This is a genomic window from Streptomyces sp. NPDC024632, assembly GCF_055559175.1.
Genome location: NZ_JBVHLD010000001.1, coordinates 1 through 26,122, shown reverse-complemented (window position 1 = coordinate 26,122; position 26,122 = coordinate 1). Strand labels below are relative to the sequence as shown.

The following is a 26,122-nucleotide window of genomic DNA, read 5'->3' as shown; positions in this document are numbered from 1 at the left end:
CATGAGCGGAATCCTCGACGGTAAGCGCATCCTCATCACGGGTGTGCTGATGGAGTCCTCCATCGCCTTCCACGCCGCCAAGCTGGCCCAGGAGCAGGGTGCCGAGATCATCCTGACCGCCTTCCCCCGGCCCACCCTCACCGAGCGCGTCGCCAAGAAGCTGCCCAAGCCGGTCAAGGTCATCGAGCTGGACGTGACCAACACCGAGCACCTGGAGCGTCTTGAGAAGGTGGTCCGCGAGGAGCTGGGCGGCCTCGACGGTGTCGTGCACTCCATCGGGTTCGCCCCCCAGGACGCCATGGGCGGCAACTTCCTCAACACGTCGTTCGAGTCCGTCGCGACGGCCATGCACGTCTCCGCGTTCTCGCTGAAGTCGCTCACCATGGCGTGCATGCCGCTCATGCCCGCGTACGACAGCGCCACCGGCGCGGGCGGCGGCTCGGTCGTCGGCCTCACCTTCGACGCGCAGTACACCTGGACCGGTTACGACTGGATGGGCCCGGCCAAGGCGGCACTCGAGGCCACCTCCCGCTACCTCGCCCGTGACCTCGGCCCGCGCAATGTGCGCTGCAATCTGGTCTCGGCCGGGCCGATCGGCTCGATGGCCGCCAAGTCCATCCCGAGCTTCGGCGAGCTGTCGGACACCTGGAACCACCTCTCCCCGCTGGAGTGGAACACCGCCGACCCCGAGCCCGCCGGGCGCGGTGTCGTGGCGCTGCTCTCCGACTGGTTCCCGAAGACGACCGGCGAGATCATCCACGTGGACGGCGGCCTGCACGCCGTCGGCGGCTGACCACCTCGAGGACTGTGGCAGGGCCCCCGTACCGACCGGTGCGGGGGCTCCGCCGTGTACGGCCCCGCCGGGTCAGGGCGGGTCAGGCCAGCGTCGTGCCGAAACGGCAGTGGAAGGCGTGGTCACGGGCCTCGGCCGCGGCGCGCTCCGGGTCGGCCGCGCGGATCGCGTCGACCAGCCGCGCGTGGTCGAGATGGTCCTCGGGCCGCAGGTCGGTGCCGACGTCGGCCCGCAGGAAGTCCCGCAGCACCTCGCCGAGGTCGGCGTAGAGCGCGGTGAGCACGTCGTTGTGCGAGGCGGCCACCACCGCCAGGTGCATGGTCGCGTCGGCCTCGACGAAGGACTCCGCGTCGCCCGACTCCCAGGCCCGTTCGCGCCGGTCGAGCGCCGCGTCGAGCTGCGCCAGGTCGGCGTCGGTACGGCGCTGCGCCGCCAGACCCGCGGCCGTCCCCTCCAGCGAGCCGCGCAGCTCGGCCACGTGCAGGGGGTCGGAGTCGGCGAAGCGCGCCCGCATCACCCCGGCCAGTTCGCTGGTGGCCACCACATAGGTGCCGGAGCCCTGCCGGATGTCGAGCAGACCGTTGTGGGCGAGCGCCCGCACCGCCTCGCGGACGGTGTTGCGCGCCACCCCCAGTTGCTCCACCAGCTCCGGTTCTGTGGGGATACGGGAGCCGACCGGCCAGGCGCCCGAGGTGATCTGGGCGCGGAGGCTGCCGATCGTACGGTCGGCGAGCGTGGTGTGCCTGGGCACTGGACCGAGATTCATCCCATCATTCTATGATGGAGAAATGCGTGACGACGAATCCCTCGCCCTCGACCCCGCCCGGACGCCGCAGACGGCCCCGCCGACGGCCCAGACGACGGCCCCCGTGACGGCCGCGGAACCCGTACCGGACACGGGCTCCGGCCTGGTCCCGGCCACCGGCCCGACCGCCGCCCCGGCCCGGGACCGTACCGGCACCGCGCCCGCGCCCGCCGCCGCGCCCGCCGCCGGTCTCGCCGGGAACCCCTGGCTGCGCCGCCTCGTCGTCGCCGGTCTCGTCCTGGCCGCGCTCAACCTCCGCCCCGGCATCACCAGCCTCGGCGCCCTGCTCAAGGAGGTCCGCGACGGCCTCGGCATGAGCGGCACCATGGCGGGCCTGCTCACCTCCGTACCCTCCGCGTGCTTCGCGCTCTTCGGCTTCGCCGCCCCGAGGCTGGCCCGCCGCCACGGCCCCGGCGCCGTCATCTGCGTCGGCATGGCCGCCATCACCGCAGGGCTCGCGCTGCGCCCGCTGGCCGGGAACACCGCGGTCTTCCTGGCCCTCAGCGCCCTCGCCCTCGGCGGCATCGCCGTCTCCAACGTGCTGATGCCGGTGATCGTCAAGCGCTACTTCCCCGACCGGGTCGGCGCGATGACCGGCCTGTACTCCATGGCCCTCTCCCTCGGCACCGCCCTCGCCGCCGCCGTCACCGTCCCCATGACCCACGCCATGGGCCACGGCTGGCGGCTCGGCCTCGGCGTGTGGGCCGCGCTGGCCGCCGTCGCCGTGGTGCCCTGGCTCGCGCTGGTCCGCGACCGTACGGGCGCACCGCCCGCCACCGGCGCCCGGAAGGACGCCGCGGCCGTCAACACCGACGCGGCCCGGAAGAGTGACGCGGCGCGCGCCGCGGACGGCGGCCACGGCCGTATCACCGGCAGCCGTACCGCCTGGGCGCTCGCCTGCTTCTTCGGACTCCAGGCCACCGCCGCGTACATCACCATGGGCTGGATGCCGCAGATCTTCCGGGACGCCGGACTGTCCGCGGGCAAGGCGGGGCTGCTGCTCGCGGTCACCATGGTGATGGGCGTGCCGCTGTCCTTCGTACTGCCGCCGCTCGCCGCCCGGATGCGGGCGCAGGGCCCGCTGGTCGTCCTGCTCGGCGCCTTCGGACTGGTCGGTTACGCGGGCCTGTGGGCCGCCCCGGCCGCCGCGCCGTGGGTGTGGGCGCTGCTGCTCGGCATCGCCAACTGCGCCTTCCCGCTGGCCCTGACGATGATCGGGATGCGGTCGCGGACCGGCGCGGGAGTCGTCCGGCTGTCCGCCTTCGCGCAGAGCACCGGCTATCTGATCTCGATCCCCGGACCGATCCTCGTCGGCACCCTCAACCAGGCCAGCGGCGGCTGGGGGCTGCCGATCGCCTTCATGATCGCGCTGATGGTGCCGCAGATCGTCTGCGGGGTGCTCGCCGGGCGGCGGCGACACATCGAGGACGAACTGTGACCCCCGTGCGGCGGCACCGCGGCCCGGTGCGAGACTGAACGCATGCCCGTACTCGAACCGAATCCCCCGCAGAGCCAGCGGCGCCTGCTGATCGTCTTCGGCCTCATGCTCGGCGTGCCCGCGCTGGTCGCCATCGTCGCCACCTTCGCCGCCCGGATGGGCTGACCGCCCCCGCCCACCGGCCCGTTCGGGCCACGACCCCGAGTCCGAGGGTGGGGACAACCCCACCTTCCCTAGGGGGCCAGGGTCAGGGTCAAGTGGGTGGACGGCCGGATGGGACCGCACGGCGCCCGCCCGTAGCGTCGAAGTGCAAGCAGACAACGGCACTTCGACGGTTTTCCACGGAGGCGGTCACCGTGACCACGCAGTCCCCGCACCTCTACTCCCGGCAGTCCCGGCAGGCCCGGCCCACCGTCGAGTCCGCCACGGCCGCGGGGTCCGCCGGGGCCGAGAAGCCCGGACGCGGAAACGCGTCGTCTGCGAACGCGTCGTCCGGGAACGCGTCGTCCGGGAACGCGTCGTCCGGGAACGCGTCGTCCGGGAACGTGCAGACGAGCCTGCCGTGGTGGGCCGTCGCCCTGCCCGCGCTCGCCTTCGCCGCGCTGCTCGCCCTCCTCAGCGGAGGCACCGCGGACGCCTCGACCGCGGCCTCCTCCGGCGACCTGCTCGGCCACATCGCCTCCTCGCTGCCGGACCTCGTCCAGCGCTTGCTGTGAGCCTCACCCCTGACCTCCCGCCGTCCCCGCCCCGCCGCCCCCCGTACGGCCTCTGACCTGCGCCCCCGGCGGCCCCCGCGGCGGTGGAGATGCGCCATCCCGCGCCTGACAGCGGGTTTTCTGGAAAGCTGAAGGACATGACCGTCGATTCGACCCGCACGATCGTCCTTCTCCGCCACGCCAAGGCCGACTGGCCGTCGGTCGCCGACCACGAGCGGCCACTGGCCGACCGCGGCCGGCTGGACGCCGCCGCGGCGGGCCTCCGTTTCGCCGACGACGGCATCACCCCCGACGTGGCGCTGTGCTCCACCTCGGTCCGCACCCGCGAGACCTGGAAGCTCGCCGCCCACGAAATGCCGCACCGCCCCAAGACCGTCTACGAGGAGCGGCTCTACGAAGCCTCGCTCGGCGATCTGCTCGCGCTGCTCACCGAGACCTCGGACGAGGTCGGCTCGCTGCTGCTGATCGGCCACAACCCCGGCATGCACGCCCTCGCCGACGCGCTCGCGGGCACCGCCGAAGGCGACACCGCGGCCCGGATGACCCGCGGCTTCCCCACCGCCGCCTTCGCCGTCGTCACCTTCTCGGGCTCCTGGAAGTCCGTCGAACACGGCGTCGGCCGCCTGACCGCCTTCTGGGCGCCGCACGACTGACCGGTACGAGGCCCGCGCGGCCGGTACGAGCGCCGTAGCCGCTACGGGACGGCGCGAACCGGTGCGCGTGCGTACGGATACGTATCGGCGCCCGGCCCGGCGCGGGAATTGTCGCGGTCAGAGCGTCGGCACGCCGTCCAGCGCGTCGGCGGCCTCGATCTCCTCGCGGGTGATGCCCAGCAGATACAGCACGGTGTCGAGGAAAGGTACGGTCACGGCGGTGTCGGCCGCCTGGCGTACGACGGGCTTGGCGTTGAAGGCGACGCCGAGCCCGGCCGCGTTCAGCATGTCCAGGTCGTTCGCGCCGTCGCCGATCGCGACGGTCTGGCTGAGCGGCACCCCGGCCTGCTCGGCGAAGCTGCGCAGCAGGCGCGCCTTGCCCGCCCGGTCCACGATCGGGCCGACGACCTTGCCGGTGAAGCGGCCGTCCACCACTTCGAGGGTGTTGGCCGCCGCGAAGTCCAGGCCGAGCCGCACCTTCAGGTCGTCGGTGACCTGGGTGAAGCCGCCGGAGACCACGCCGACCTGGTAGCCGAGCCGCTTGAGCGTACGGATCAGGGTGCGCGCGCCGGGCGTGAGCCGCACCTCGGAGCGGACCTTGTCGACCACGGACGCGTCGAGACCGGCCAGCAGCGCCACCCGCGCGTGCAGCGACTGTTCGAAGTCCAGCTCGCCGCGCATCGCGGCGGCCGTCACCGCGGCGACCTCGGCCTCGCAGCCCGCGTGCGCGGCGAAGAGCTCGATCACCTCGTCCTGGATGACGGTGGAGTCCACGTCCATCACGACCAGCCGCTGCGCCCTGCGCTGGAGACCGGCGGGGACCACGGCCACGTCGATGCCGAGCGCCGCCGCCTCGACCGAGAGCACCGAGCGCAGCACACCGGGCTCGGCGCCGGAGACGGCGAACTCCACCGCTGTCACCGGGTACTTGGCCAGCCGGAAGATGCGGTCGATGTTGCCGCCCGCGTTGGTGATCAGGGCGGCGGTGGCCGCGGTCGACTCGGCGGTCAGCGGGCGGCCGAGCACGGTGACATGCGAACGGCCCTCGCCGCGCGGCCTGTTGTCGCCGGTGCCGGAGATGATCTCCGCCTCCATGCCGATGGACTCGGCCCAACTGTGCACGGTGGAGCGCAGTTCGCCTTCGAGGCCGGGGGAGGGCGCCGTCACCAGGGCGCACAGCACTATCCGGCCCCGCGTGACGACCTGCTCGATGTCCACCACGTCCACCCGGAAGGCGGCGAGCGTGTCGAAGAGCCCCGCGGTGATGCCGGGACGGTCCTTGCCGAAGATCTTGACCAGAATGGTGGGCGCGTCCGCCGGCGGAACGGCGGCGACAGGCGCGGTCTGCGAGACGTCGTTCATGGTGCTCCCACCGTAGCCGCCCCGCCCGGCCCGATGATCGGCCGTCTCGGTTGGCGGACCGCCCCCCAAGACCGCGGGCCTCGCCTTCAGGAGCGGAGGTGCGGCGCGGCGCGGCTGCGCGGGACCAGGCTTTTCATGCGGCGCGGTGCGGCTGCGCGGGACCAGGCTTTTCAGGGGCGCGGGGAACTGCGCGACCAGCGCTCGCGGTGGCGAGCTGTGAACACCGCCCTCATGGGGCAGACGATGTTCGCGTTCGGGCCGTGAGCCCGAGGGGGGCGGGGCCCCGCAGATCCCCGCACCCCCGGCGGACGCCGGCTCAGCGGGGCCCGCGCGGCGCGGCAGGCGGCGGGGGAGGCGGCGGCTCCGGCCACTTCTCCTCCGGCCGGCCCGAAGCCCCGGCCCGACCCGAAGCCCCGGCCCCGCCGGAGCCGCCTCGCGGCCGACGGAAACCGGGCGGCGGCGGCCCCGCGATGGTCGGCGCGGCGTCCACCCCGCCAGCCTGCGGGGCCTTGTACGGATTCGGCTCGTCACCGGGCCGCGGCCCGGCGTAAGGATTGGTCTCGGCACCGCCCCCCGCGTAAGGATTGGGCTCGCCGCCGCCCCCGGCGTACGGGTTGGGCTCCTCACCGTCCTCCGGACGGTAGACCGGGCTCGGCAGATACGGTCCCGCCCGATAGGCCAGCTCCGGATACGTACGGCCCGCGTCGTCGCCCCCGGCGGAGCCGGACACGTGCACGCCCTCCTCGGCGCCCGGCGCCGGACCGCCGCTGTCGTAGGCGCCGTCCCCCGTATCGGGAAGCGCGCCCCCGCCCGGCCGGGCCAGCGCCGCGACCTGCTGTCCCGCCGCCCCGGTGGCCAGCGCGAGCAGCGCACCCACCGCGCCCATGCCCGCGCCCCAGACGGCGCCGAGCAGCAGTCCCAGCGGAAGGCTGCCGTGCAGGTCGACCCCGGCGCCGACGGCGTCGAAGCCGAAGACCGACAGATTCGCGTTGACCTTCACCTTGCTCAGATGCGACAGCAGCGGCAGCGCCACGGCCGTGACCAGGCCGAGCCGTACCGCGCACCGTCCGACGAAACCGCCCTTGGCGGCACCGTCCAGCGGAGTGCGGGTGGCGGTGAGCGCGCCCGCGAGCAGCATCATCACCGCGATGGCGACCGGCAGCAGCCAGACCCGGCTGTCGAGTTCGGCCAGCGCGCCCGGTGTGATCGTCCTGCCGGACCCGCCCGCCAGCAGCTTGTCGACGGGATCGGGCAGGAACGACGTCAGCGGCCCCGACGCCTGCCCCTTCCACGGCACGAACAGGCCGAGCGGTACCGCGAGCCATACGCCGTTGGGCGCGCCGAGCAGCGCCGCGCCCATGATCCGGCCCGGCTCGTCGCCGGTCAGCGCCGCGTAACAGGCCGCCGCGTCACCCGCGAGCACCGCGACCACCATGACGACGGTCAGCGCGGACACGGCGGGCCGCACCGCGCGGTGCACGCCCTCCCATCCGGCCGGCAGCGGTGTCCTGCGCGAGGCGAGCAGCGCGATCAGCAGCACGCCGAGCACCCACACCAGGCCGCCCGCCAGGGTCCGCCCGGTGGCGACCTCGAAGGTGATCGACGCCTTGGTCTGGATCAGCCCCTGCAACCCGTCGGTGAGGCCGCCGCTGATCTTGCCCACGCCGGGCAGCTTGCTCAGCAGGTCGTCCGTGGTGCCCTTGGACGGGCCGAGCGCGGCGCCGTCGATGGCCACCGTGTCCTGCCCCGCCCAGGCGAGACCGCCGAGGACCGCCAGGAACAGCACGGCGGTCGTCACGACCCGCGCCGCCAGTTCGCCGACACCGACCGTCGGACCGGCCCTGCGCAGCGAGCGCAGGAACACCCACGACAGCAGCAGCGCGCCGACCAGTGCCACACCCAGCGGCGCGATACCGATCGCGCCCTGGGTCTGCGATCCGCTCAGTCCGAACGCGCCGACGTCACCGCCCGGCCGCACCTTGCCGCCCACCGCCATCGCGACCACGGCTGCCGTCATCGGCCCCAGTGATCCGGCGGTGTCCGCGCCCAATAGATGTAAGGCGAGAGCGGCGGTGCCCGCCATCGCCAGGAACGCCCAACTCACCGACGCCACAGCGGCGAGCATGACGCTCGTCCAGGGCGTGGTCCGTGCACTCATCCCGACCCCCGAGGCCGTTCGTCCCCCCATGCACCCAATGCGCCCCACTCTCGGGCGCGGACGGGTGCCGCGTCAACGTCCGTTGCGGAACACGTACATCGGGCTTGTTTTCTGTTACGAGACAGGAGCCTGCAATAGTTCCTCCCGAACTTCGCTATCTCTAGACTCCCCCCATGGGGGACTACTCGGGGGACAACACATGGGGCTTGGGGTGCCTGAACTCGTACTCGAATTGAACGGACGGACCTGGACGCTGGACGCGTCCCGCTCGTACAGCCTGGGGCGCGATCCGTCGGGGGACCTGGTACTCGACGACGCCAGGGTGTCGTGGCGGCACGCCACCATCCGCCGTGCGGAACGCGGTTGGGTGATCGAGGACCTCGGCAGCACCAACGGCACCTATGTACAGGGGCAGCGGGTCCAGCAGACCGAGGTGGGGGCCGGTTCGACCGTCCACCTCGGCAACGCCACGGACGGACCCCGGCTGAACTTCACCGCGGGCGCGCAGGCCGGCGCCGATGTGTACAGCGCGGAGACCGCGCACGCGACGCCGCAGCAGCGCTACCCGCAGGCGCGGGCCGCGGCACCCGTCGGACAGGCCGGGGCCCCGCAGGCCCCGGCCCCGCAGCACGTCCAGCCGCCCGCCCAGGCCCAGCCGCAGGCGCAGATGCACGCGCAGGCGCCCGCCGCCCCGCCGCGTCAGCAGCAGCCCGGCGGCTGGGGACAGCCGCCCGCGCAGGTGCCGCCGCAGCAGTACGCGCGGCAGCCGCAGCCTCCCCAGCAGGGCCAGGGCGGCCAGGGCGGCTGGGGTCAGCCGCCGGTCCAGCAGCCGCCCGCCCCGCGCGCGCAGCCCCAGCAGCCCGCGGGCGGACACCCGCAGGGCGTCCGCAGCCCCACCACCTTCCACCAGCTCGCCCTCGGCCGGGTCATGAAGATCGGCCGCGCGCTGGAGAACGAACTGGTCGTCTCCGACCTCCAGGTCTCCCGGTACCACGCGGAGTTCCGCGCGCACCCCGACGGCCGCTACGAGATCGTCGACCTCGGCAGCCACAACGGCACGTATGTCAACGGCCAGCCGATCCAGCGCCATCTGCTCGGCCCCAACGACATCGTCGGCGTCGGCCACTCCACCTTCCGGCTGGTCGGCGACCGCCTCGAGGAGTTCGTCGACACCGGCGAGGTCTCCTTCTCCGCCCGCCGCCTGACCGTCACCGTGCCGCACGGCAAGGTGACCAAGCAGATCCTCAAGGACGTCTCCTTCGGCGTACCGGAGAAGTCGCTGATCGGCGTGATCGGCCCGTCCGGCTCCGGCAAGTCCACGCTGCTGCGCGCGCTCACCGGCTACCGCCCCGCCGACCAGGGCGAGGTGCTGTACGACAACCGCAATCTGTACAAGCAGTTCGCCGAGCTGCGGCAGCGCATCGGCCTGGTCCCGCAGGACGACATCCTGCACAAGGAACTCCAGGTCAGGACGGCACTGCGGTACGCGGCCAAGCTCCGCTTCCCCGGTGACACCGCGTCCGCGGAGCGCGAGGCGCGGATCAACGAGGTACTGCGCGAGCTGAAGCTCGACATCCACGCCGACAAGCGCATCACCTCGCTCTCCGGCGGCCAGCGCAAGCGCGTCTCGGTCGCCCTCGAACTGCTCACCAAACCCTCGCTGATATTCCTGGACGAGCCGACCTCCGGCCTCGACCCGGGCATGGACCGCGACGTCATGAAGCTGCTGCGCGGCCTGGCCGACGACGGCCGTACGGTACTGGTCGTCACCCACTCCGTCGCCGAACTGGCGCTCTGCGACAAGCTGCTGGTGATGGCCCCCGGCGGCTCGGTCGCCTACTTCGGCCCGCCGGACGAGGCGCTGAACTTCTTCGGCTACGAAACCTGGGCCGATGTCTTCTCCGCCTTCGAGAACTACCGCGACTACGACTGGTCGGGCCGCTGGCACGGCTCGCAGCACTACCAGATGTACGCCGCGGACCTGGACCAGGCGGCCCCGCAGCAGGCGCCGGTCATCCCGCACCAGGTGGCCAGGCCGCCCAAGCCGCAGGCGTGGCTGCCGCAGCTCGTCACCCTGATCCGCCGCTACATGTCGGTGATCGCCTCCGACCGCGGCTTCATCGCCCTGATGTTCATCCTGCCCGCGGTGCTCGGTGTGGTCAGCATCGTCATCCCGGCGGCCAGCGGCCTGGGCCCAGGACCGGTCAAGGCGCACGGCGTCAACAAGGACGCGGGCACGATCCTGCTGATCCTCGCGGTGGGCGCCTGCTTCTCCGGCGCCGCCAACTCCGTCCGCGAGCTGATCAAGGAACGGGTCATCTACGAACGGGAACGGGCCACCGGCCTGTCGCGTTCGGCGTATCTGATGTCCAAGGTCATCGTGCTCGGCCTGATCACCGCGGTGCAGGGCGCCGTCATCTGCGGCATCGGGTTCGCGCCGCGCGCGATGCCCACCGAGGGCGTCATCATGAAGAGTCAGCCCGCGGTCGAGATGACCCTGGCCATCATCGGCCTCGGCTTCACCTCGATGATGTTCGGCCTGATCATCTCCTCGCTGGTGAAGACCGCGGAGAAGACGATGCCGCTGCTGGTCATGTTCGCCATCGTCCAGGTGGTGTTCACCGGCGTGCTCTTCCAGCTCTACGACTCGCCCGGCATCGAGCAGTTCGCCTGGCTGATGCCCGCCAGGTGGGCGGTGGCCGCGCTCGGCACGACGGCGAATCTCAACGTGATCATGCCGTGGGACCCGGGCAACCCCGACGCGCTGTGGAAGCACACCGCGAGCCAGTGGACGATCGACATGGTCGTCCTGGTGCTGCTCGGCGTCGTGTGCGGCATCGTGGTCTCGCGGCTGCTGCGCCGCCACGAGCCGGAAGTCATGCGGAAGTAGTGAAACGGAAGTAGCGAATCCGAATACGCCGAAAGGGCGGCGGGACCGAAAGGTCCCGCCGCCCTTTCGCGCTGCGGCTGTGGGAGCCGAACGCGCGGATCAGTACGCGGAGTTCACGTTGTCCATGGAACCGTAGTTCGCCGCGGCGTAGTTGCAGGCGGCGGTGATGTTCGCGACCGGGTCGTAGATGTCCCACGAGGTTCCGTCGACGTGGTACGCCTGGAAGGTCGGGTCGATGACCTGGAGCAGGCCCTTGGACGGAATGCCGGCGGCGGCGTTGGAGTCGTACAGGTTGATCGCCTGCGGGTTGCCGCTCGACTCGCGCATGATGTTGCGGTAGATGCCGTCGTAGCTGCCGGGGATGCCCTTCTGGGCCATGATCGCCAGCGACTGCTTGATCCAGCCGTCCAGGTCGTTGGTGTACGTGGTCGTGGCGGCGGTGGTGGCCTGCGGGGCGGCCTGCACGGCGGTACGCGTCGTGGAGCGGTTCGCGGCGGCCGTGTCCTTGGCGCGCTGCGCGGCGGCGTCGGCCGCGGCCTTCTTCTTGGCGGCCGCGTCGGCGGCGGCCTTCTTGGCGGCGGCGTCCGCTGCCGCCTTCTTCCGCGCCGCGGCGTCGGCCGCGGCCTTCTTCTTCGCGGCGGCCTCGTCGGCCGCCTTCTTCTTGGCCGCCTCGTCCGCGGCCTTCTTCTTCGCCGCGGCCTCGGTGATCGCGCGCTCCGAGGCGATGCCGGCCTGCGCTTCGATGCTCTTGACCTGGTCGCCGGTGGAGACCTGGAAGCCGGTGGGGTCACCGACCGCGGCGGAGGCAGTCCCGCCGGTCCCCTGGAGACCGGTGACGGCCAGGACGACAGCGGTCGCGGCGACGGCGCCGGCCGCCGTGATCTTGTGGGTCTTGGTGAGCCGGCCGATCTTCGGGATCGTGGGGAGCTGCATAGGAATTAACCTCTTCCGTTTGCGGACCCGAGAATTCTTAGAGGGTCGGAAAACGGAGGTCAACGAGCCTTCCTACGAACTCCTTTCGTAGACGGTCGAGGGACAAATCGGAATCGGTATTCCCCGGACAGTGGCGTGAGGCGCCCTTTCCACTAGGCGACTTAGTATGTGACGTACGTCCTATAGGTCACCTCACACGCCGTCGCCCCCTCCGTCGCCCAAGGTGACGGAGGGGGTGCTTTATGTGACGTTTATGGCAGCAGGAGATTGACGTCACCGAATTCGTGCCAGAGGTAACCGCCGCGCAGCGCCTCGGCGTAGACCCGCTCCAGCAGCCGGTCGCCCGACAGCGCCCGCAGCATCAACAGGTGCGTGGCCTCCGGCTCGTGCAGTCCGGTCAGCAGCCCGTCCACCGCGCGCACCCCGCGCTCCGGGGTGACCACCAGCTCCGTCCAGCCGCCGCCCGGCCGCACCACACCGCGCTCGTCCGCCACCGACTCCAGCGCCCGTACCGCCGTCGTCCCCACCGCCACCACCCGGCCGCCCGCCGCGCGCGCCGCGTTCACCTGCCAGGCCGTCGCCGCCGACACGGTGTACGGCTCGGCGTACGGCGGCTCGTGCGCCTCGACCGACGCCACCCCGGTGTGCAGCGTGATCGGCGCGACCTGCACGCCCCGGCAGACCAGCTCCGTCACCAGCGCCGTGGTGAAGGGCCGCCCGGCGCTCGGCATCTCCGCGGAGCCGAGGCTGTCAATCGACCGGGCGGAGAACACCGTCTGGTACGCCGCCAGCGGCTGGTCCCGGTCGGTGTAGCCGTACCGGATCGGCCGCCCGTACCGCCGCATGTACGCGACCGGGTCCGGCAGCGAGGGCGCGGCCACCCACAGCCGGTCCCCGGCCGGGTCGAGCGGCTCCTCCAGCACCAGCCGGGCCCCGGCGCGCAAGTCGACCACCGCGCCCGCGGGACCGCCGGCCCTGCGGACCGTCGAGCCGTGCCCGTCCGGGTCGCGGACCTCCACCACCCAGCGGCCGTCGTCCCGGCGGGTGGACCAGTGCACCACCACCGGCTGTCCGTCGAGCCGCCCGTCCACAGCCGCGGGCAGCGTCCGCGAGGTGTTCACCACCAGGACGTCACCGGCCCGCAGCAGCTTCGGCAGGTCGCGGAAGCCGTGGTGGGTGACCGCGCCGGTGCGCTGCTCGCCGACCAGCAGCCGTACCGTGTCCCGGCGGGCGGCCGGGGCCGTCGCGAGCAGCGAGTCCGGGACGCGCAGCCCCGCCAGCCCGGCCCGCGGAGCCCCGGCCGGGCCCCTGCCCCGCCCGATGTCCTTATTGCCCCCTCCTGTCCCCTTTATATAGGGGTCCTTCGCGGACCCCCGCCCGGAGTCCTTCGCGGGCCGCGCCGCCTGCGCGCCCTCCCGTACCGCACTCATCGCGCCTCCAGCAGGACCGGGGCGGTGTAGCGCCCGCTGGGCGCGGCCTCGTCGAGCAGCCGCAGGAAGGCGGGGACCACCGACTCCGGCAGCGGCCGGGCGGCGAAGTCCGCGTCGTCGGGCACGGCCGCCGCGTACAGCCCGGTCCGCAGATCGCCCGGGTCCACCCACCACACCCGCAGCCCCGGCTCCTCCTCGGCCAGCACCGCCGACAAATGGTCGAGCGCCGCCTTGCTCGCCCCGTACCCGCCCCAGGTCGGATACGCCTCCACCGCCGCGTCCGAGCTGACGTTCAGCACCGCGCCGCCCGCCGCCCGCAGCAGCGGCAGCGCCTCCCGCACCAGCGCGAACGGCGCCGTCACATTCGTCTCCAGCGCCTCCCGCAGCCCCGCCACCGGCAGCTCGGCCAGCGGCACCAGCGGCTCAGCGCCCAGCGCGCTCGCGTTGTTCACCAGCAGATCCACCCCGCCCAGCTCGCGCGCCGCCGCCACCAGCTCCGCCCGGTGCCCCGCCGCCGTCACGTCGCCCGGCACCGCCCGCACCCGTGGCCGTACCGCCGCGCCCCCGGCGTGATCCGGGCCGTACCGTTCCAGGTCCGCCGCGGCCGACCGCAGCGCGTCCGCGTTCCGCCCGTCCAGTACGAGGTCCCAGCCGCGCCCCGCCAGCTCGGCGGCCAGCGCCCGCCCCAGTCCGCGCGACGCTCCCGTGATGATCGCTACCGGCATGATCCAGCCCTCCGCACCGGGGCCCGGCCGTCCGCCGGACCACCTCGTGCCCTCACCGTAGGAACGCCCCGGCCGCACACGCCTCGGCCGGCCGCCGCACGCCTCACGGTCACTTGGAACTAGGCCACACGACCGAGGACAGTCGGTCCGGCGGCGCATACGGACCGTCACCCGGCGCCGGTACGGTGGAGACATGCCCATCCGGCCGCCACGAGGCGGAATCGAAGCGGTCAGCGCCGCGGTCCTGGCGATGAGCCGCCAGGTGGAGGTGCGCGACGTCCTCCAGACGATCGTCGCGTCCGCCCGCGAGCTGCTCGACGCCGAATACGCGGCCCTGGGCGTGCCCGACGACCACGGCGGCTTCGCGCAGTTCGTGGTCGACGGCGTCAGCGACGAGGAGTGGAAGGCCATCGGCCCGCTGCCCCGGCAGCACGGCATCCTCGCCGCGATCCTGCACGAGGCGACCCCGCTGCGGCTCGCCGACGTCCGCACCTTCGAGGACTTCCAGGGCTGGCCCAAGCACCACCCCGACATGCGCGACTTCATCGGCATGCCGGTGGTTGACGGCGACGAGATCCTCGGCGCGCTCTTCCTCGCCAACAAGAAGTGCGGCCCCGGCGGGACCCGCGGCGCCGACGGCACCTGCGGCTTCACCGAGGACGACGAGGACCTGCTGCGGATTCTCGCCGACCACGCCGCGATCGCCCTGACCAACGCCCGGCTCTACGAGCGCAGCCGCGAGCTGACGCTGGCGGGGGAGCGGGCCAGGATCGCGCACGAACTGCACGACGCCGTCTCGCAGAAACTCTTCTCGCTGCGGCTGACCGCCCAGGCCGCCGCCGCGCTGGTCGACTGCGACCCGGCGCGCGCCAAGGGCGAGCTGAAGCAGGTCGCGGCGCTCGCCGCCGAGGCCGCCGACGAACTGCGCGCCGTCGTGGTGGAACTGCGCCCGGCCGCCCTGGACGAGGACGGCCTCGTCGCCACCCTGCGCACCCAGGCCGACGTCCTGGACCGTGTCCACTCCGCCGACGTCACCTTCCACGCCGTCCGGGTGCGGGCGCTGCCCGCCGCGCAGGAGGAGGCGCTGCTGCGGGTCGCCCAGGAAGCGATGCACAACGCCCTGCGGCACGCGCACGCCGACGCCGTGGACGTCATCCTGGAAGGCCACGGCAAGGGCGCGCTGCTGCGGATCCGCGACGACGGCCGCGGCTTCGACCCCACCGCGGTCCGCCGGGCCGGACGACACCTCGGACTGGTCTCCATGCGGGACCGGGCCGGCGGCGTCGGCGGCCGGCTCACCGTGCAATCGGAGCCCGGCAAGGGCACCGTCATCGAGATGGAGGTGCCCGGTGGCTGAGAACACCATCCGCGTGCTGCTGGTCGACGACCACCAGGTCGTCCGCAGGGGGCTGCGCACCTTCCTCGAGGTGCAGGGCGACATCGAGGTGGTCGGCGAGGCGGGCGACGGCGAGGAAGGCGTGGCCCGCGCCCAGGAACTGCGGCCCGACGTGATCCTCATGGACGTCAAGATGCCCGGTGTCGACGGCATCGAGGCGCTGCGGCTGCTGCGCGACGCCGAGAACCCGGCACGGGTGCTGATCGTGACCAGCTTCACCGAACAGCGCACCGTCGTGCCCGCGCTGCGGGCGGGCGCCGCCGGATACGTCTACAAGGACGTGGACCCGGTCGCGCTCGCCGACGCCATCCGCTCCGTGCACGCCGGGCACGTTCTGCTCCAGCCCGAGGTCGCGGGCGCGCTGCTCTCCCAGGAGCAGGGCGGCACCGGCCAGGGCCGGGGCAACGCGCTGACCGAGCGGGAGCGCGAAGTCCTCGGCCTGATCGCCGACGGCCGCTCGAACCGGGAGATCGCCCGCGCGCTGGTGCTCTCCGAGAAGACGGTCAAGACCCACGTCTCCAACATCCTCATGAAGCTCGACCTCGCCGACCGCACCCAGGCCGCGCTGTGGGCGGTGCGCAACGGCGTGGGGAACTGACGGGACCGCTCGCGGCGCCACCGTGTCCACCTGTCCGTGCGGGCATCCGTTCGGCGGAGTGAGATTCATACTGTCGGGTGTATGTCGTCCGAACGGCGCAACCTGATCCACGGTGACCCGTTCTGCAGGGCGTACCGCGGCGGATTGCCGCGGTGCACCCCCAGCCACGGCTGGGAGGTGCCCCCAGCAAAGAGGAAGTTCGAAGTGATGAACCTCAAGAAGGCCGCGACCGTCACCCTCGTGGCGGGCGGCCTGGCCGTCGCCGGTACCGGTGTGGCCTCCGCCGCCAGCGGCGCCGACGCGTGCGGCACCGCCGTGAAGTCCCCGGGCGTGGGCTCCGGCAACCTGGTGCAGGTTCCGGTGCACATCCCGGTCAACCTCAGCGGCAACTCGGTGAACGTGATCGGCCTGCTGAACCCGGCGTTCGGCAACGTCGCTGTCAACAAGTAACCACGGACGACGCGGACTTCCGGCCCGCCTCGCCGAAGGCCCCGCGGCACGGGATCCCTCCCCGTACGCGGGGCCTCCCCACGCGCCGCCGCGCCGTGGGATGTCAGGTCCCGCGCCGTGCCCCGCGCGGGGACGTCAGGTCCCGTGCCGCGCCCCGCGTGGGATGTCAGGTCCTGCGCCGCTCCGCCTCCTCGACATACGCGTTGTACGCCGCCACCTGCGCCCTGCGCGCCGTACGCTCCACCGGCCGCAGCAGCTCCGCCCGCGCCGCGATCTGCGAGGCGCTCACCGCCGCGCCGTGCCCGTCGGAGGCGATCGCCACCAGCGCCGCGACCCGCTGCGCCAGCGCCAGCACCCGTACCGCGCGCGGCGGATACCCCGGCGCGAGCACCTCGCCGCCGCGCTCGGCGCGCGCCCGGTACGCCTCGAGCGCCGCGTGCGCGGACGGACCCGCGCCCGCCACGTCCAGCCGCGCCAGCGCGTTCGTGGCGTCCCGCAGCGCCTCGGCCAGCTCCCGCTCGGCCTCGCTCAGCGACGGTACGTCGGCGGGCGGCGCGTCTCGTACCGGCAGGCACCGCCACTCGACCTCGACGTGCACATCGCCGGCCGGGCCCGCCTCGCGGACCTCGGGCACCAGACCGAGCGCCGCGCCGCCGACGGTGACCACCGCCTCGCCCGCGGCCAGCGCCCGCGCGTTGAACTCCGGCGGCCCGCTCAGCCCCAGCGGATGCCCGGCCACCGGCAGCGCGAGCCGCAGCCCCGTCACGCCCAGCGCGCGCAGCCTGCCGAGCCCCAGCGTCAGCCCCACCGGGACATGCTCACCCGGCAGCCCCGAGATCCGGTGCACGGCGTCGTCCGCCGTGATCTCCTGTGCGACGTCATCGGGGGCGGCAAGTCCGGCAAGCAGGGCATTTCCCCACGCGGTCAGCCGCCCTGAGCGAGGTTCATCAAGCATGCCCCCAGCCTATGGAACGGACCCGTCGCGCGGTGGCGTAAGTTTTCCCCGGGGGATCCTTCTGCCGGTGCCTACCCGCGCACACGGCAGACAGCCGAGACTGCAATGGGAGACAACGCGCTCATGAGCGATGTGCTGGAGCTGGTGGACGTATCCGTGGTCCGCGACGGACGGGCTCTGGTGGACCATGTGTCGTGGTCGGTCGCCGAGGGGGAACGCTGGGTCATCCTCGGACCCAACGGGGCGGGCAAGACCACCCTGCTCAATGTCGCGTCCAGCTATCTCTTCCCCACCACCGGCACCGTCCAGATCCTCGGCGACAAGCTCGGCAACGTGGACGTGTTCGAACTCCGGCCGCGGATCGGCATGGCGGGCGCCGCCATGGCCGAGAAGATGCCGCGCAGGCAGACGGTCCTGGAGACCGTCCTCACCGCCGCGTACGGCATGACCGCCACCTGGAACGAGGGGTACGAGCAGGTCGACGAGGACCGCGCCCGCGCGTTCCTCGACCGGCTCGGGATGAGCGAGTACCTCGGCCGCAAGTTCGGCACCCTGTCCGAGGGCGAGCGCAAGCGCACCCTGATCGCCCGCGCGATGATGACCGACCCCGAACTGCTGCTGCTCGACGAGCCCGCCGCCGGTCTCGACCTCGGCGGACGCGAGGACCTGGTCCGCCGCCTCGGCCGGCTGGCCCGCGACCCCATCGCCCCCTCGATGATCATGGTCACCCACCACGTCGAGGAGATCGCCCCCGGCTTCACCCACGTCCTGATGATCCAGCAGGGCAAGGTCGTCGCCGCGGGACCGATCGACCTCGAACTCACCTCCCGCAACCTGTCCCGCTGCTTCGGCCTCCCGCTGGTCGTCGAGCGCCGCGGCGACCGCTGGACGGCCGCCGGACTGCCGCTGTCCTGAAGGGTTTTCGTCCGGGTTTCCATTGCGTACTGCCGCAACTGCCCTCCGCACGCCTACGATTGGCGACGTGGACGCATGGGTGTGGTGGCTGATAGCGGCAGTGGGTCTCGGGATACCGCTGGTGATCACGGCGATGCCCGAATTCGGGATGTTCGCCGTCGGAGCGGTGGCCGGGTCGGTCACGGCCGGAATGGGCGGCGGGATCGTCGCCCAGGTGATCGTCTTCGTCGTCGTCTCGGTCGCGCTGCTGGTCTTCGTACGGCCTATCGCGTATCGCAACCGGCAACGCCCGGAACAGCGCAGCGGTGTCGACGCCCTCAAGGGCAAGCAGGCCGTCGTCCTGGAACGTGTCGACGGCGGTGCCAACGGACGGATCAAACTCGGCGGAGAGGTCTGGTCGGCCCGCGCCCTGGAGCACGGCCGGGTCTACGACCCGGGGCAGCAGGTGGACGTGGTGGAGATCGACGGAGCGACCGCCGTCGTCATCTGAACACCCGGCCTCCGGACACCTGAACACCCGACATCCGAACACCCGACATCCGAACACCCGACATCCGAACGTCGCCGACGAGGGCCGGGAAATCACCGAACCCGCCCGCGACAGGCGGCCGTTCTGCCAGAATTGATCATGCCGGAGTACGTCGTACTCCCGCAGCCGACCCGCGCGGGGAGTGGACATGCAGCCCATCATCATCGTCCTGATCATCCTGGTGGTGCTCGTCTTCATCGCGCTGATCAAGACGGTCCAGGTGATTCCGCAGGCCAGCGCCGCCATCGTCGAGCGCTTCGGCCGCTACACCCGGACCCTCAGCGCCGGCCTCAACATCGTGGTGCCGTTCATCGACACCATCCGCAACCGCATCGACCTGCGCGAGCAGGTCGTGCCGTTCCCGCCGCAGCCGGTGATCACCCAGGACAACCTGGTGGTCAACATCGACACCGTCATCTACTACCAGGTGACCGACGCCCGCGCCGCGACGTACGAGGTCGCCAGCTACATCCAGGCCATCGAGCAGCTCACCGTCACCACGCTCCGCAACATCATCGGCGGCATGGACCTGGAGCGGACCCTGACCTCCCGCGAGGAGATCAACGCGGCACTGCGCGGCGTCCTGGACGAGGCCACCGGCAAGTGGGGCATCCGCGTCAACCGCGTCGAGCTGAAGGCGATCGAACCGCCCACCTCCATCCAGGACTCGATGGAGAAGCAGATGCGCGCCGACCGTGACAAGCGCGCCGCGATCCTCACCGCGGAGGGCATCCGGCAGTCCCAGATCCTCACCGCGGAGGGCGAGAAGCAGTCCTCGATCCTGCGCGCGGAAGGTGACGCCAAGGCCGCCGCGCTGCGCGCCGAAGGTGAGGCCCAGGCGATCCGCACGGTCTTCGAGTCGATCCACGCGGGCGACCCGGACCAGAAGCTCCTCGCCTACCAGTACCTCCAGATGCTGCCGAAGATAGCCGAGGGCGACGCCAACAAGCTGTGGATCATCCCCAGCGAGCTGAACGACGCGCTCAAGGGCCTCGGCGGCATCGTCAACCTCCCGGGCGCCCCCGGCGCTCCCGGCAACGGCTCACGCGAGCCCGCCACCGCGCCCGCCCCGCGCCGCGAGTCCCCGCCCTTCGACAAGGACTGACCAGCGCTGACCAGCGCTGACGAGCAGTGACCAGCACTGACGAGGACCGCCCCGGCCCGGAAGCCCGCCGCAGCCCCCTATGACATGATCGCCGCGCACCCCTCGACCTCGACGGCGGGGAGGACGCGCGAAGATCATGGAGACGACGCATGACTCTGCCGGAAGCCCTCGCCGTGTTCGCGGCCGGAATCGGCGCGGGCACCATCAACACCATCGTCGGCTCGGGGACGCTGATCACCTTCCCCGTCCTGCTCGCCGTCGGACTGCCGCCCGTCACGGCCAACGTGTCCAACTCACTGGGCCTGGTGCCCGGTTCGATCACCGGCGCCATCGGCTACCGCGGTGAACTCCAGGGCCAGCGACCGCGCCTGCTGCGGCTCGGGGCCGTCGCCCTCGTCGGCGGACTCATCGGCGCCGTCCTGCTCGTGACCCTGCCGTCCACGGCGTTCAAGGCGATCGTCCCCGTCCTCATCGCCATCGCGCTCGTCCTGGTCGTGCTGCAACCCCGCCTGGCCCGCGCCGTCCAGGCCCGCCGCGACCGTACCGGCACCCAGGCCCCCGCCCACGGCGGCACCGCCCTCGTCGTCGGCATGCTGCTCGCCAGCATGTACGGCGGCTACTTCGGCGCCGCCCAGGGCGTGCTGTACCTCTCCCTGATGGGCCTGGTGCTCAACGAGTCCCTGCAACGCGTCAACGGCATGAAGAACGTCCTCGCCGCCGTCGTCAACGGCGTCGCGGCCCTCTTCTTCATCATCGTCGCCCACATGAACTGGACCGCCGTCGGCCTCATCGCGGGCGGCGCCGTCATCGGCGGCCTGATCGGCGCCCGCGTCGGCCGCCGCCTCCCGCCCGCCGCCCTGCGCGGACTCATCGTCGTCGTCGGCACCGCCGCGATCGTCCAACTCCTGCTGAAATAGGGCCCCTCCCCGAAGGGAAGGGCCCCGCACCGTCGGGACCTCACAGCCCCAGGACCTCGATTCCCCGCACGCGAAGGCGCGCTCAGGCCGACGCCGGAACGGGCAGCCACTCCGGCAGCCCGAACCCGTCCCGCACCCCCAGCGCCAACAGCAGCGTGTCCGCCGGCGTCGGCTCGAACGGCCGGACCAGCAGCCGCATCCCCGCCTGCTCGGGAGTACGGTCCGCCTTGCGCTGATTGTCCTCGCCGCACGCGGCCACCGTGTTCAGCCAGGTGTCACCGCCCCCGCGCGACTTCGGCTGCACGTGGTCGACCGTGGTGGCCCTGCGCCCGCAGTACGCGCACCGGTGCCGGTCACGTACCAGCACACCGCGCCGCGACCACGGGGCCCGTTGTCGGAACGGCACCCGCACGTACCGGCAGAGCCTGATCACCTGCGGCACCGGAACCTCCACCGCGGCGGCACGGATGCGCAGCCCGGGATGCGCCTGCTCCACGACGGCCTTGTCCTGCATCACCAGCACGACAGCACGCCGCAGCGACACCGTCGACAGCGGCTCGAAGCTCGCATTCAGCACCAGCGTCTCACGCATCCCGCCCACCTCCCGGGCCCTGCCCCGCCCCCATGGCGAAGTGGATCCACTGTGACCCCGGGACACGGCCGCCGACAACGCAATTTCACGGCCGCAACCGGAAGATCGGCAGGTGGAAAGGTCCTGTTCATCCCGGATTCCGCGCCGGGGCACGTCCCCGCGTCCCTCCGGGCTCGGCCGGGGGCTCGTCCCGGGGGAAAGGTCTGCGCTCCGGGTGCCGTCCCCCGTGTCGAACGGGCACCCGGAGCGCGTCCGTCGGCGTGGACGCCCGGCCCGCAGACCGAACTCCGGCAGACGGCGGACGCAGACGCCCGGCCGCCCCCGCCACCGCGGTGCCGACAGCCTGAGGACGGTGGTCACGTCGTCAGGCACGCACCACTGTGCGACGGGGAACGGCCGAGCGCAACGTAATATCCCGAGCGCTCAGCGCGACAGACCGACCGGCTCAGCCTCCGGCCCGCACCTCGTACTCACCGATCAACTGCGCCCTGCCCAGCGTGTGGAAGCGCAGATTGAACCCGACGAACGCGGGCGAGGCGTCCGCGTCCGGGCCCAGCTTCTCGGTGTCCACCGCGTAGACCGTGAACACATACCGGTGCGACCCGTCACCGGGCGGCGGCGCCGCGCCACCGAAATCCCGCGTCCCGTAGTCGTTCCGCGCGTGCGTCGCGCCCGCGGGCAGCCCCGGGAAAGCACTGGAACCCGCACCGCGCGGCAGCTCCGTCACCGACGCGGGGATGTCGAACAGCACCCAGTGCCAGAAACCGCTGCCGGTCGGCGCGTCCGGGTCGTAGCACGTGACGGCGAAGCTCTTCGTCCCGGCCGGGAACCCCTCCCACCGAAGCTGCGGCGAGACATTGCCCGCCGCGTACACCTGATCGTCCTTGAGTACCCCGCCCGGTACCACGTCGTCGCTCACCACGGTGAACTCCGGCACCTGCGGGTGGAAGTCATGGGGGAGCGGCCGTCGCGCTTGCTCGGTCACCTCGACACCTCCTGATCGCACACGATTGATTCCGCCCCGAGCCTAGGGCCCCGGTCAGAACCAGTTCCGCTTGCCGCCCACCTCGGCGAGCCACTGGTGCAGATAGGCCGCCCAGTCCGTCTCCCCGAAGGAGCGCATGCTCATCGTGAAGGAGCGGTACGTGTCACTGCCGCCGCCGAACAGCCCCGGCTTCTTGTCCATCTCCAGGACGACATCCATCTCCTCGCCGTCCGCGACGAACGTCAGCTCGACCTCCTTGAGCCCCCGGTACTGCTCCGGCGTACGGAACTCGATCTCCTGGTAGAACGGCAGCCGCTGCCGCGTGTTCCGCATCGTCCCCCTCTCCAGATCCGCGCTCTTGAAGGCGAACCCCAGCCGCCCGAACGCGTCGAGCAGCGCCTCCTGCGCGGGCAGCGGGTGGACGTTCACCGGGTCCAGATCCCCCTTGTCCACCGCGCGGGCGATCTGCAACTCCGTCGTCACCCCCACGTTCATCCCCGTGAGCTGCCGCCCCATGAACATCGTCACCGGCGTCTCCCACGGCACCTCCAACGAGAACGGCACATCGTGCACCGCCCCCGCCCGCACCATGAACTCGCCGGCGATCTGCCGCGTATGGAACTCGATGTTCTGCAAGGACTCCGTCTCATTGCCCTGCGCGTCCCTGCGCTCCACCTCGACGCGCGCCTGCAACCCGACCGTCAGCCCCTGTATCCGCTGCTCGACCGAACCGCCCTGCACCCGCACCGAACCCTCGACCACCCCGCCGGGCACCACATCGGCCTGGTGCAGCTCCGTCTCCACCGACGCCCCGCCGGCCCCGAGACTCGCCATCATCTTCCTGAACCCCATACGCACTCTCCCTGACCGCATCCACTGGCTCACGCTGTGCGAACTCTACGAACGCCGGGACGCCCCGTCCGGTTCCACTACGCTCCTGAACCGTGATCACGCCACCCGAACAGGTCCCGCTCGACCGGGCGTTCTTCGACCGGCCGGTCCTGGACATCGCCCCCGACCTGCTCGGCCGCACCCTGGTCCGCACCACCGACCAAGGACCGGTCACCCTGCGCCTCACCGAAGTCGAGGCGTACGACGGCCCCAACGACCCCGGCTCCCACGCCTACCGGGGCCGCACCGACCGCAACGCCGTGATGTTCGGCCCGCCCGGACACACCTACGTCTACTTCACCTACGGCATGTGGTTCTGCCTCAACCTGGTCTGCGGCCCCGAAGGCACCCCCAGCGGAGTCCTGCTGCGCGGCGGCGAGATCACCACCGGCGCCGACCTCGCCCGCGCCCACCGCCCCACCTCCCGCAAGGACAGCGACCTCGCCCAGGGCCCCGCCCGGCTCGCCACCGCACTGTCCGTCGACCGCTCGCTCAACGGAGCCGACGCCTGCGGCCCCGGCGGACCGCTGCGCGTCCTCACCGGGACCCCGCCCCCGCCCGCCCTCGTCCGCACCGGCCCGCGCACCGGCGTCGGCGGCGCGGGCGCCGACCACCCCTGGCGCTACTGGATCGACGGCGACCCCACCGTCAGCCCCTACCGCGCCCACGCCCCGCGCAAGCGTCGATAAACGACTGGCCGGAACCGCGTACCCTCGGACACGCTTCACGCACCGGGTACGCGAAGCCGTATCCGACCCCCAGCACCCACAAGAGGGAGACACGAGACCCGTGACGGACATCGTCGACGAGCTGCGGTGGCGAGGGCTGATCGCCGTTTCCACTGACGAGGACGCACTGCGCAAGGCGTTCGCGGACGGCCCTGTCACGGTCTATTGCGGCTTCGACCCGACCGCGCCCAGCCTGCACCTCGGCAACCTGGTCCAGATCCTGACCATCCGCCGCCTCCAGCTCGCCGGCCACCGCCCGCTCGGACTGGTCGGCGGCGCCACCGGTCTGATCGGCGACCCCAAGCCGTCGGCCGAGCGCACGCTGAACGCGCCCGAGGTCGTCGCGGAGTGGGTCGAGCGGGTACGCGCCCAGATCGAGCCCTACCTCTCCTTCGAGGGGCCCAACGCCGCGACCATGGTGAACAACCTGGACTGGACGTCGGGCCTGTCGGCCATCGAGTTCCTGCGCGACATCGGCAAGCACTTCCGGGTGAACAAGATGATCAGCAAGGAGGCCGTGGCCCGCCGCCTCAACTCCGACCAGGGCATCAGCTACACGGAGTTCAGCTACCAGATCCTCCAGGGCATGGACTTCCTGGAGCTGTACCGGCGGTACGGCTGCACGCTCCAGACCGGCGGCAGCGACCAGTGGGGCAACCTCACGGCGGGCATCGACCTCATCCACCGCGTCGAGGGCGCCTCGGTGCACGCGCTGGCCACCCCGCTGATCACCAAGGCGGACGGCACCAAGTTCGGCAAGACCGAGGGCGGCGCCATCTGGCTCGACGCGGAGATGACCACGCCGTACGCCTTCTACCAGTTCTGGCTGAACGCCGACGACCGTGACATCGCCACCTTCCTGCGCATCTTCAGCTTCGCCTCGCGGGCGGAGATCGAGGAGCTGGAGCGCTCGACCGAGGAACGCCCGCAGGCCCGCGCGGCCCAGCGCGCCCTCGCCGAGGAGCTGACGACGCTGGTGCACGGTGCCGACCAGTGCGCCGCCGTGATCGCCGCTTCCAAGGCACTTTTCGGCCAGGGCGAACTCGCCGACCTGGACGAGGCCACCCTGGCCGCCGCGCTCAGCGAACTCCCGAAGGCGCAGGTAAGCGAACTGGCCCCGGTGGCCGACCTGTTGGCCCTGATCGAGCTGGTCCCGAGCAAGTCCGCCGCCCGCCGCACCATCAAGGAGGGCGGCGCGTACCTCAACAACACCAAGGTGACCAGCGAGGACGCGGTTCCCGCCGACTCCGATCTGATCCACGGTCGTTGGCTGGTGCTGCGCCGGGGCAAGAAGAACCTCGGAGCGGTCGAACTCGCTTGACACGGCTGGAAATCTACGTTTGAGCGGCGGCCGAGCTTGACTCGGTCGCCGCTCGTGCGTAACGTAGTCCAAGCCGCCAAAACGGTGGGGATGGTTCACATCAGCCCCTACCGCACCGGGCGGCCACCCACTACCTACGTCTTCCCGATCATCGGGCCGTATTTTGGTGCGCCAAAATCCAATTCGATGGACTCGATTATGAGTCGCCCGGGAAATGGGCTAACGTAGTGGACACGCCGAAAGGCGGGAAACAAACCCCGATCCAATCAGGGGCCGGAAACGCACAGCGGATCTGGTAGGGTTGGAAACACGAAGGGAAAGCCCGGAGGGCCGGTGAAACGGTCTGAAGGAAGCTTCCGTTCCTTGAGAACTCAACAGCGTGCCAAAAGTCAACGCCAGATATGTTGATACCCCGTCTTCGCGGACCGATTGTGGTTCGTGGGGCGTGGTTCCTTTGAAGAACAAAAACACAGCGAGGACGCTGTGCGCGACGGGGATTATTCCTCCCGGTCGCGCCGCTCTTGCGTGTTGTTCCGGGATATCCCGGTGACATTCACGGAGAGTTTGATCCTGGCTCAGGACGAACGCTGGCGGCGTGCTTAACACATGCAAGTCGAACGATGAAGCCTTCGGGTGGATTAGTGGCGAACGGGTGAGTAACACGTGGGCAATCTGCCCTGCACTCTGGGACAAGCCCTGGAAACGGGGTCTAATACCGGATAATACCTACTGGGGCATCTTGGTGGGTTGAAAGCTCCGGCGGTGCAGGATGAGCCCGCGGCCTATCAGCTTGTTGGTGGGGTGATGGCCTACCAAGGCGACGACGGGTAGCCGGCC

25 protein-coding genes and 1 rRNA gene are annotated in these 26,122 nt (G+C 71.6%); 16 read left to right on the top strand and 10 right to left on the bottom strand.

What is annotated here, in order from left to right:
• The first annotated feature begins 1 nt into the window (after position 1).
• Entirely contained in the window at positions 2-793 is a 792-nt protein-coding gene (gene fabI / locus ACZ37P_RS00130; protein WP_355333673.1) for an enoyl-ACP reductase FabI, read from the top strand.
• An 82-nt stretch (positions 794-875) separates the two neighbouring features.
• Here fabI and ACZ37P_RS00125 read toward each other — a convergent pair whose 3' ends face one another.
• Positions 876-1,559 (bottom strand): FadR/GntR family transcriptional regulator, encoded by a 684-nt coding sequence (locus ACZ37P_RS00125; RefSeq protein WP_391044216.1) that lies wholly within the window; start codon positions 1,557-1,559, stop codon positions 876-878.
• Positions 1,560-1,581: 22 nt separating this feature from the next.
• On the opposite strand from ACZ37P_RS00125, the gene ACZ37P_RS00120 reads away from it, so the two are divergent.
• The 4 genes from ACZ37P_RS00120 (at position 1,582) to ACZ37P_RS00105 (ending at position 4,405) form a co-directional block, all read left to right on the top strand.
• A complete protein-coding gene (locus tag ACZ37P_RS00120) occupies positions 1,582-3,036 on the top strand; it encodes a CynX/NimT family MFS transporter (protein WP_467344107.1) in 1,455 nt (484 codons plus the stop codon).
• Between the two features lie 42 nt (positions 3,037-3,078).
• Positions 3,079-3,201, top strand: a complete 123-nt coding sequence (locus ACZ37P_RS00115) for an SGM_5486 family transporter-associated protein (protein WP_262928365.1) — start codon at positions 3,079-3,081, stop codon at positions 3,199-3,201.
• Between the two features lie 191 nt (positions 3,202-3,392).
• Positions 3,393-3,752 (top strand): hypothetical protein, encoded by a 360-nt coding sequence (locus tag ACZ37P_RS00110; protein ID WP_467344105.1) that lies wholly within the window; start codon positions 3,393-3,395, stop codon positions 3,750-3,752.
• 137 nt (positions 3,753-3,889) lie between these two features.
• Complete coding sequence (locus tag ACZ37P_RS00105; protein ID WP_355333665.1) at positions 3,890-4,405, top strand: SixA phosphatase family protein; 516 nt, start codon at positions 3,890-3,892, stop codon at positions 4,403-4,405.
• 117 nt (positions 4,406-4,522) lie between these two features.
• Here ACZ37P_RS00105 and serB read toward each other — a convergent pair whose 3' ends face one another.
• Together serB and ACZ37P_RS00095 are read right to left on the bottom strand one after the other, a co-directional pair.
• Positions 4,523-5,767, bottom strand: a complete 1,245-nt coding sequence (gene serB / locus ACZ37P_RS00100) for a phosphoserine phosphatase SerB (protein WP_355333662.1) — start codon at positions 5,765-5,767, stop codon at positions 4,523-4,525.
• A 316-nt stretch (positions 5,768-6,083) separates the two neighbouring features.
• Entirely contained in the window at positions 6,084-7,925 is a 1,842-nt protein-coding gene (locus ACZ37P_RS00095; protein WP_467344103.1) for a streptophobe family protein, read from the bottom strand.
• A 199-nt stretch (positions 7,926-8,124) separates the two neighbouring features.
• Here ACZ37P_RS00095 and ACZ37P_RS00090 point away from each other — a divergent pair, with 199 nt between their 5' ends.
• Complete coding sequence (locus ACZ37P_RS00090) at positions 8,125-10,815, top strand: FHA domain-containing protein (RefSeq protein ID WP_355333656.1); 2,691 nt, start codon at positions 8,125-8,127, stop codon at positions 10,813-10,815.
• A gap of 99 nt (positions 10,816-10,914) precedes the next feature.
• On the opposite strand, the gene ACZ37P_RS00085 is transcribed toward ACZ37P_RS00090, so the two are convergent.
• The 3 genes from ACZ37P_RS00085 to ACZ37P_RS00075 all read right to left on the bottom strand — a co-directional run bounded on the left by ACZ37P_RS00085 (position 10,915) and on the right by ACZ37P_RS00075 (position 13,903).
• Positions 10,915-11,748, bottom strand: a complete 834-nt coding sequence (locus ACZ37P_RS00085) for a transglycosylase SLT domain-containing protein (RefSeq protein WP_467344102.1) — start codon at positions 11,746-11,748, stop codon at positions 10,915-10,917.
• A gap of 251 nt (positions 11,749-11,999) precedes the next feature.
• Positions 12,000-13,178: an S-adenosylmethionine:tRNA ribosyltransferase-isomerase gene (locus ACZ37P_RS00080; protein ID WP_467344100.1), complete on the bottom strand. Its 1,179-nt coding sequence runs from the start codon at positions 13,176-13,178 to the stop codon at positions 12,000-12,002.
• Complete coding sequence (locus ACZ37P_RS00075) at positions 13,175-13,903, bottom strand: SDR family NAD(P)-dependent oxidoreductase (RefSeq protein WP_391124676.1); 729 nt, start codon at positions 13,901-13,903, stop codon at positions 13,175-13,177. The genes ACZ37P_RS00080 and ACZ37P_RS00075 overlap by 4 nt, the downstream gene beginning before the upstream one ends.
• Positions 13,904-14,096: 193 nt before the next feature.
• Here ACZ37P_RS00075 and ACZ37P_RS00070 point away from each other — a divergent pair, with 193 nt between their 5' ends.
• The 3 genes from ACZ37P_RS00070 (at position 14,097) to ACZ37P_RS00060 (ending at position 16,347) form a co-directional block, all read left to right on the top strand.
• On the top strand, positions 14,097-15,260 hold the full coding sequence (locus ACZ37P_RS00070) for a GAF domain-containing sensor histidine kinase (RefSeq protein WP_355333645.1): 1,164 nt from the start codon (positions 14,097-14,099) through the stop codon (positions 15,258-15,260).
• On the top strand, positions 15,253-15,897 hold the full coding sequence (locus ACZ37P_RS00065; protein WP_093714340.1) for a response regulator: 645 nt from the start codon (positions 15,253-15,255) through the stop codon (positions 15,895-15,897). Before ACZ37P_RS00070 ends, ACZ37P_RS00065 begins: the two co-directional genes overlap by 8 nt.
• A 204-nt stretch (positions 15,898-16,101) precedes the next feature.
• A complete protein-coding gene (locus tag ACZ37P_RS00060; RefSeq protein ID WP_188279867.1) occupies positions 16,102-16,347 on the top strand; it encodes a chaplin in 246 nt (81 codons plus the stop codon).
• A gap of 166 nt (positions 16,348-16,513) precedes the next feature.
• Here ACZ37P_RS00060 and ACZ37P_RS00055 read toward each other — a convergent pair whose 3' ends face one another.
• Positions 16,514-17,302, bottom strand: a complete 789-nt coding sequence (locus ACZ37P_RS00055) for a hypothetical protein (RefSeq protein ID WP_355333641.1) — start codon at positions 17,300-17,302, stop codon at positions 16,514-16,516.
• 123 nt (positions 17,303-17,425) lie between these two features.
• On the opposite strand from ACZ37P_RS00055, the gene ACZ37P_RS00050 reads away from it, so the two are divergent.
• The 4 genes from ACZ37P_RS00050 (at position 17,426) to ACZ37P_RS00035 (ending at position 20,768) form a co-directional block, all read left to right on the top strand.
• Positions 17,426-18,217 (top strand): ABC transporter ATP-binding protein, encoded by a 792-nt coding sequence (locus ACZ37P_RS00050; RefSeq protein ID WP_355333638.1) that lies wholly within the window; start codon positions 17,426-17,428, stop codon positions 18,215-18,217.
• 58 nt (positions 18,218-18,275) lie between these two features.
• Positions 18,276-18,707, top strand: a complete 432-nt coding sequence (locus ACZ37P_RS00045; protein WP_317452506.1) for an NfeD family protein — start codon at positions 18,276-18,278, stop codon at positions 18,705-18,707.
• Between the two features lie 187 nt (positions 18,708-18,894).
• Positions 18,895-19,851: an SPFH domain-containing protein gene (locus ACZ37P_RS00040; RefSeq protein WP_355333636.1), complete on the top strand. Its 957-nt coding sequence runs from the start codon at positions 18,895-18,897 to the stop codon at positions 19,849-19,851.
• 149 nt (positions 19,852-20,000) lie between these two features.
• Positions 20,001-20,768, top strand: a complete 768-nt coding sequence (locus ACZ37P_RS00035; protein ID WP_355333633.1) for a sulfite exporter TauE/SafE family protein — start codon at positions 20,001-20,003, stop codon at positions 20,766-20,768.
• A gap of 82 nt (positions 20,769-20,850) precedes the next feature.
• Here ACZ37P_RS00035 and ACZ37P_RS00030 read toward each other — a convergent pair whose 3' ends face one another.
• The 3 genes from ACZ37P_RS00030 to ACZ37P_RS00020 all read right to left on the bottom strand — a co-directional run bounded on the left by ACZ37P_RS00030 (position 20,851) and on the right by ACZ37P_RS00020 (position 23,197).
• The gene (locus ACZ37P_RS00030) at positions 20,851-21,360 is read right to left on the bottom strand and encodes an HNH endonuclease (RefSeq protein WP_188279862.1); all 510 of its coding nucleotides are present in this window, start codon (positions 21,358-21,360) and stop codon (positions 20,851-20,853) included.
• A gap of 445 nt (positions 21,361-21,805) precedes the next feature.
• The gene (locus tag ACZ37P_RS00025) at positions 21,806-22,345 is read right to left on the bottom strand and encodes a YbhB/YbcL family Raf kinase inhibitor-like protein (protein WP_391044239.1); all 540 of its coding nucleotides are present in this window, start codon (positions 22,343-22,345) and stop codon (positions 21,806-21,808) included.
• Between the two features lie 54 nt (positions 22,346-22,399).
• Positions 22,400-23,197, bottom strand: coding sequence for a sporulation protein (locus ACZ37P_RS00020; protein ID WP_467344094.1), 798 nt, complete (start codon positions 23,195-23,197; stop codon positions 22,400-22,402).
• 92 nt (positions 23,198-23,289) lie between these two features.
• Between ACZ37P_RS00020 and ACZ37P_RS00015 the strand changes: the two genes are divergently transcribed.
• The 3 genes from ACZ37P_RS00015 to ACZ37P_RS00005 all read left to right on the top strand — a co-directional run.
• Positions 23,290-23,925 carry a DNA-3-methyladenine glycosylase gene (locus ACZ37P_RS00015; protein ID WP_391044243.1) on the top strand — a complete coding sequence of 212 codons (636 nt, stop codon included), beginning with the start codon at positions 23,290-23,292 and terminating at the stop codon, positions 23,923-23,925.
• Between the two features lie 100 nt (positions 23,926-24,025).
• Positions 24,026-25,285 (top strand): tyrosine--tRNA ligase, encoded by a 1,260-nt coding sequence (tyrS, locus tag ACZ37P_RS00010; RefSeq protein ID WP_355333623.1) that lies wholly within the window; start codon positions 24,026-24,028, stop codon positions 25,283-25,285.
• Positions 25,286-25,837: 552 nt separating this feature from the next.
• Positions 25,838-26,122, top strand: a 16S ribosomal RNA gene (locus tag ACZ37P_RS00005); the annotation flags it as partial.

Coding starts and splice junctions, on each gene's coding strand:
- fabI (WP_355333673.1), top strand. CDS start 2: ATGAGCGGAATCCTCGACGGTAAGCGCATCCTCATCACGGGTGTGCTG.
- ACZ37P_RS00125 (WP_391044216.1), bottom strand. CDS start 1,559: ATGAATCTCGGTCCAGTGCCCAGGCACACCACGCTCGCCGACCGTACG.
- ACZ37P_RS00120 (WP_467344107.1), top strand. CDS start 1,582: ATGCGTGACGACGAATCCCTCGCCCTCGACCCCGCCCGGACGCCGCAG.
- ACZ37P_RS00115 (WP_262928365.1), top strand. CDS start 3,079: ATGCCCGTACTCGAACCGAATCCCCCGCAGAGCCAGCGGCGCCTGCTG.
- ACZ37P_RS00105 (WP_355333665.1), top strand. CDS start 3,890: ATGACCGTCGATTCGACCCGCACGATCGTCCTTCTCCGCCACGCCAAG.
- serB (WP_355333662.1), bottom strand. CDS start 5,767: ATGAACGACGTCTCGCAGACCGCGCCTGTCGCCGCCGTTCCGCCGGCG.
- ACZ37P_RS00095 (WP_467344103.1), bottom strand. CDS start 7,925: ATGAGTGCACGGACCACGCCCTGGACGAGCGTCATGCTCGCCGCTGTG.
- ACZ37P_RS00090 (WP_355333656.1), top strand. CDS start 8,125: ATGGGGCTTGGGGTGCCTGAACTCGTACTCGAATTGAACGGACGGACC.
- ACZ37P_RS00085 (WP_467344102.1), bottom strand. CDS start 11,748: ATGCAGCTCCCCACGATCCCGAAGATCGGCCGGCTCACCAAGACCCAC.
- ACZ37P_RS00080 (WP_467344100.1), bottom strand. CDS start 13,178: ATGAGTGCGGTACGGGAGGGCGCGCAGGCGGCGCGGCCCGCGAAGGAC.
- ACZ37P_RS00075 (WP_391124676.1), bottom strand. CDS start 13,903: ATGCCGGTAGCGATCATCACGGGAGCGTCGCGCGGACTGGGGCGGGCG.
- ACZ37P_RS00070 (WP_355333645.1), top strand. CDS start 14,097: ATGCCCATCCGGCCGCCACGAGGCGGAATCGAAGCGGTCAGCGCCGCG.
- ACZ37P_RS00055 (WP_355333641.1), bottom strand. CDS start 17,302: ATGCTTGATGAACCTCGCTCAGGGCGGCTGACCGCGTGGGGAAATGCC.
- ACZ37P_RS00050 (WP_355333638.1), top strand. CDS start 17,426: ATGAGCGATGTGCTGGAGCTGGTGGACGTATCCGTGGTCCGCGACGGA.
- ACZ37P_RS00040 (WP_355333636.1), top strand. CDS start 18,895: ATGCAGCCCATCATCATCGTCCTGATCATCCTGGTGGTGCTCGTCTTC.
- ACZ37P_RS00035 (WP_355333633.1), top strand. CDS start 20,001: ATGACTCTGCCGGAAGCCCTCGCCGTGTTCGCGGCCGGAATCGGCGCG.
- ACZ37P_RS00030 (WP_188279862.1), bottom strand. CDS start 21,360: ATGCGTGAGACGCTGGTGCTGAATGCGAGCTTCGAGCCGCTGTCGACG.
- ACZ37P_RS00020 (WP_467344094.1), bottom strand. CDS start 23,197: ATGGGGTTCAGGAAGATGATGGCGAGTCTCGGGGCCGGCGGGGCGTCG.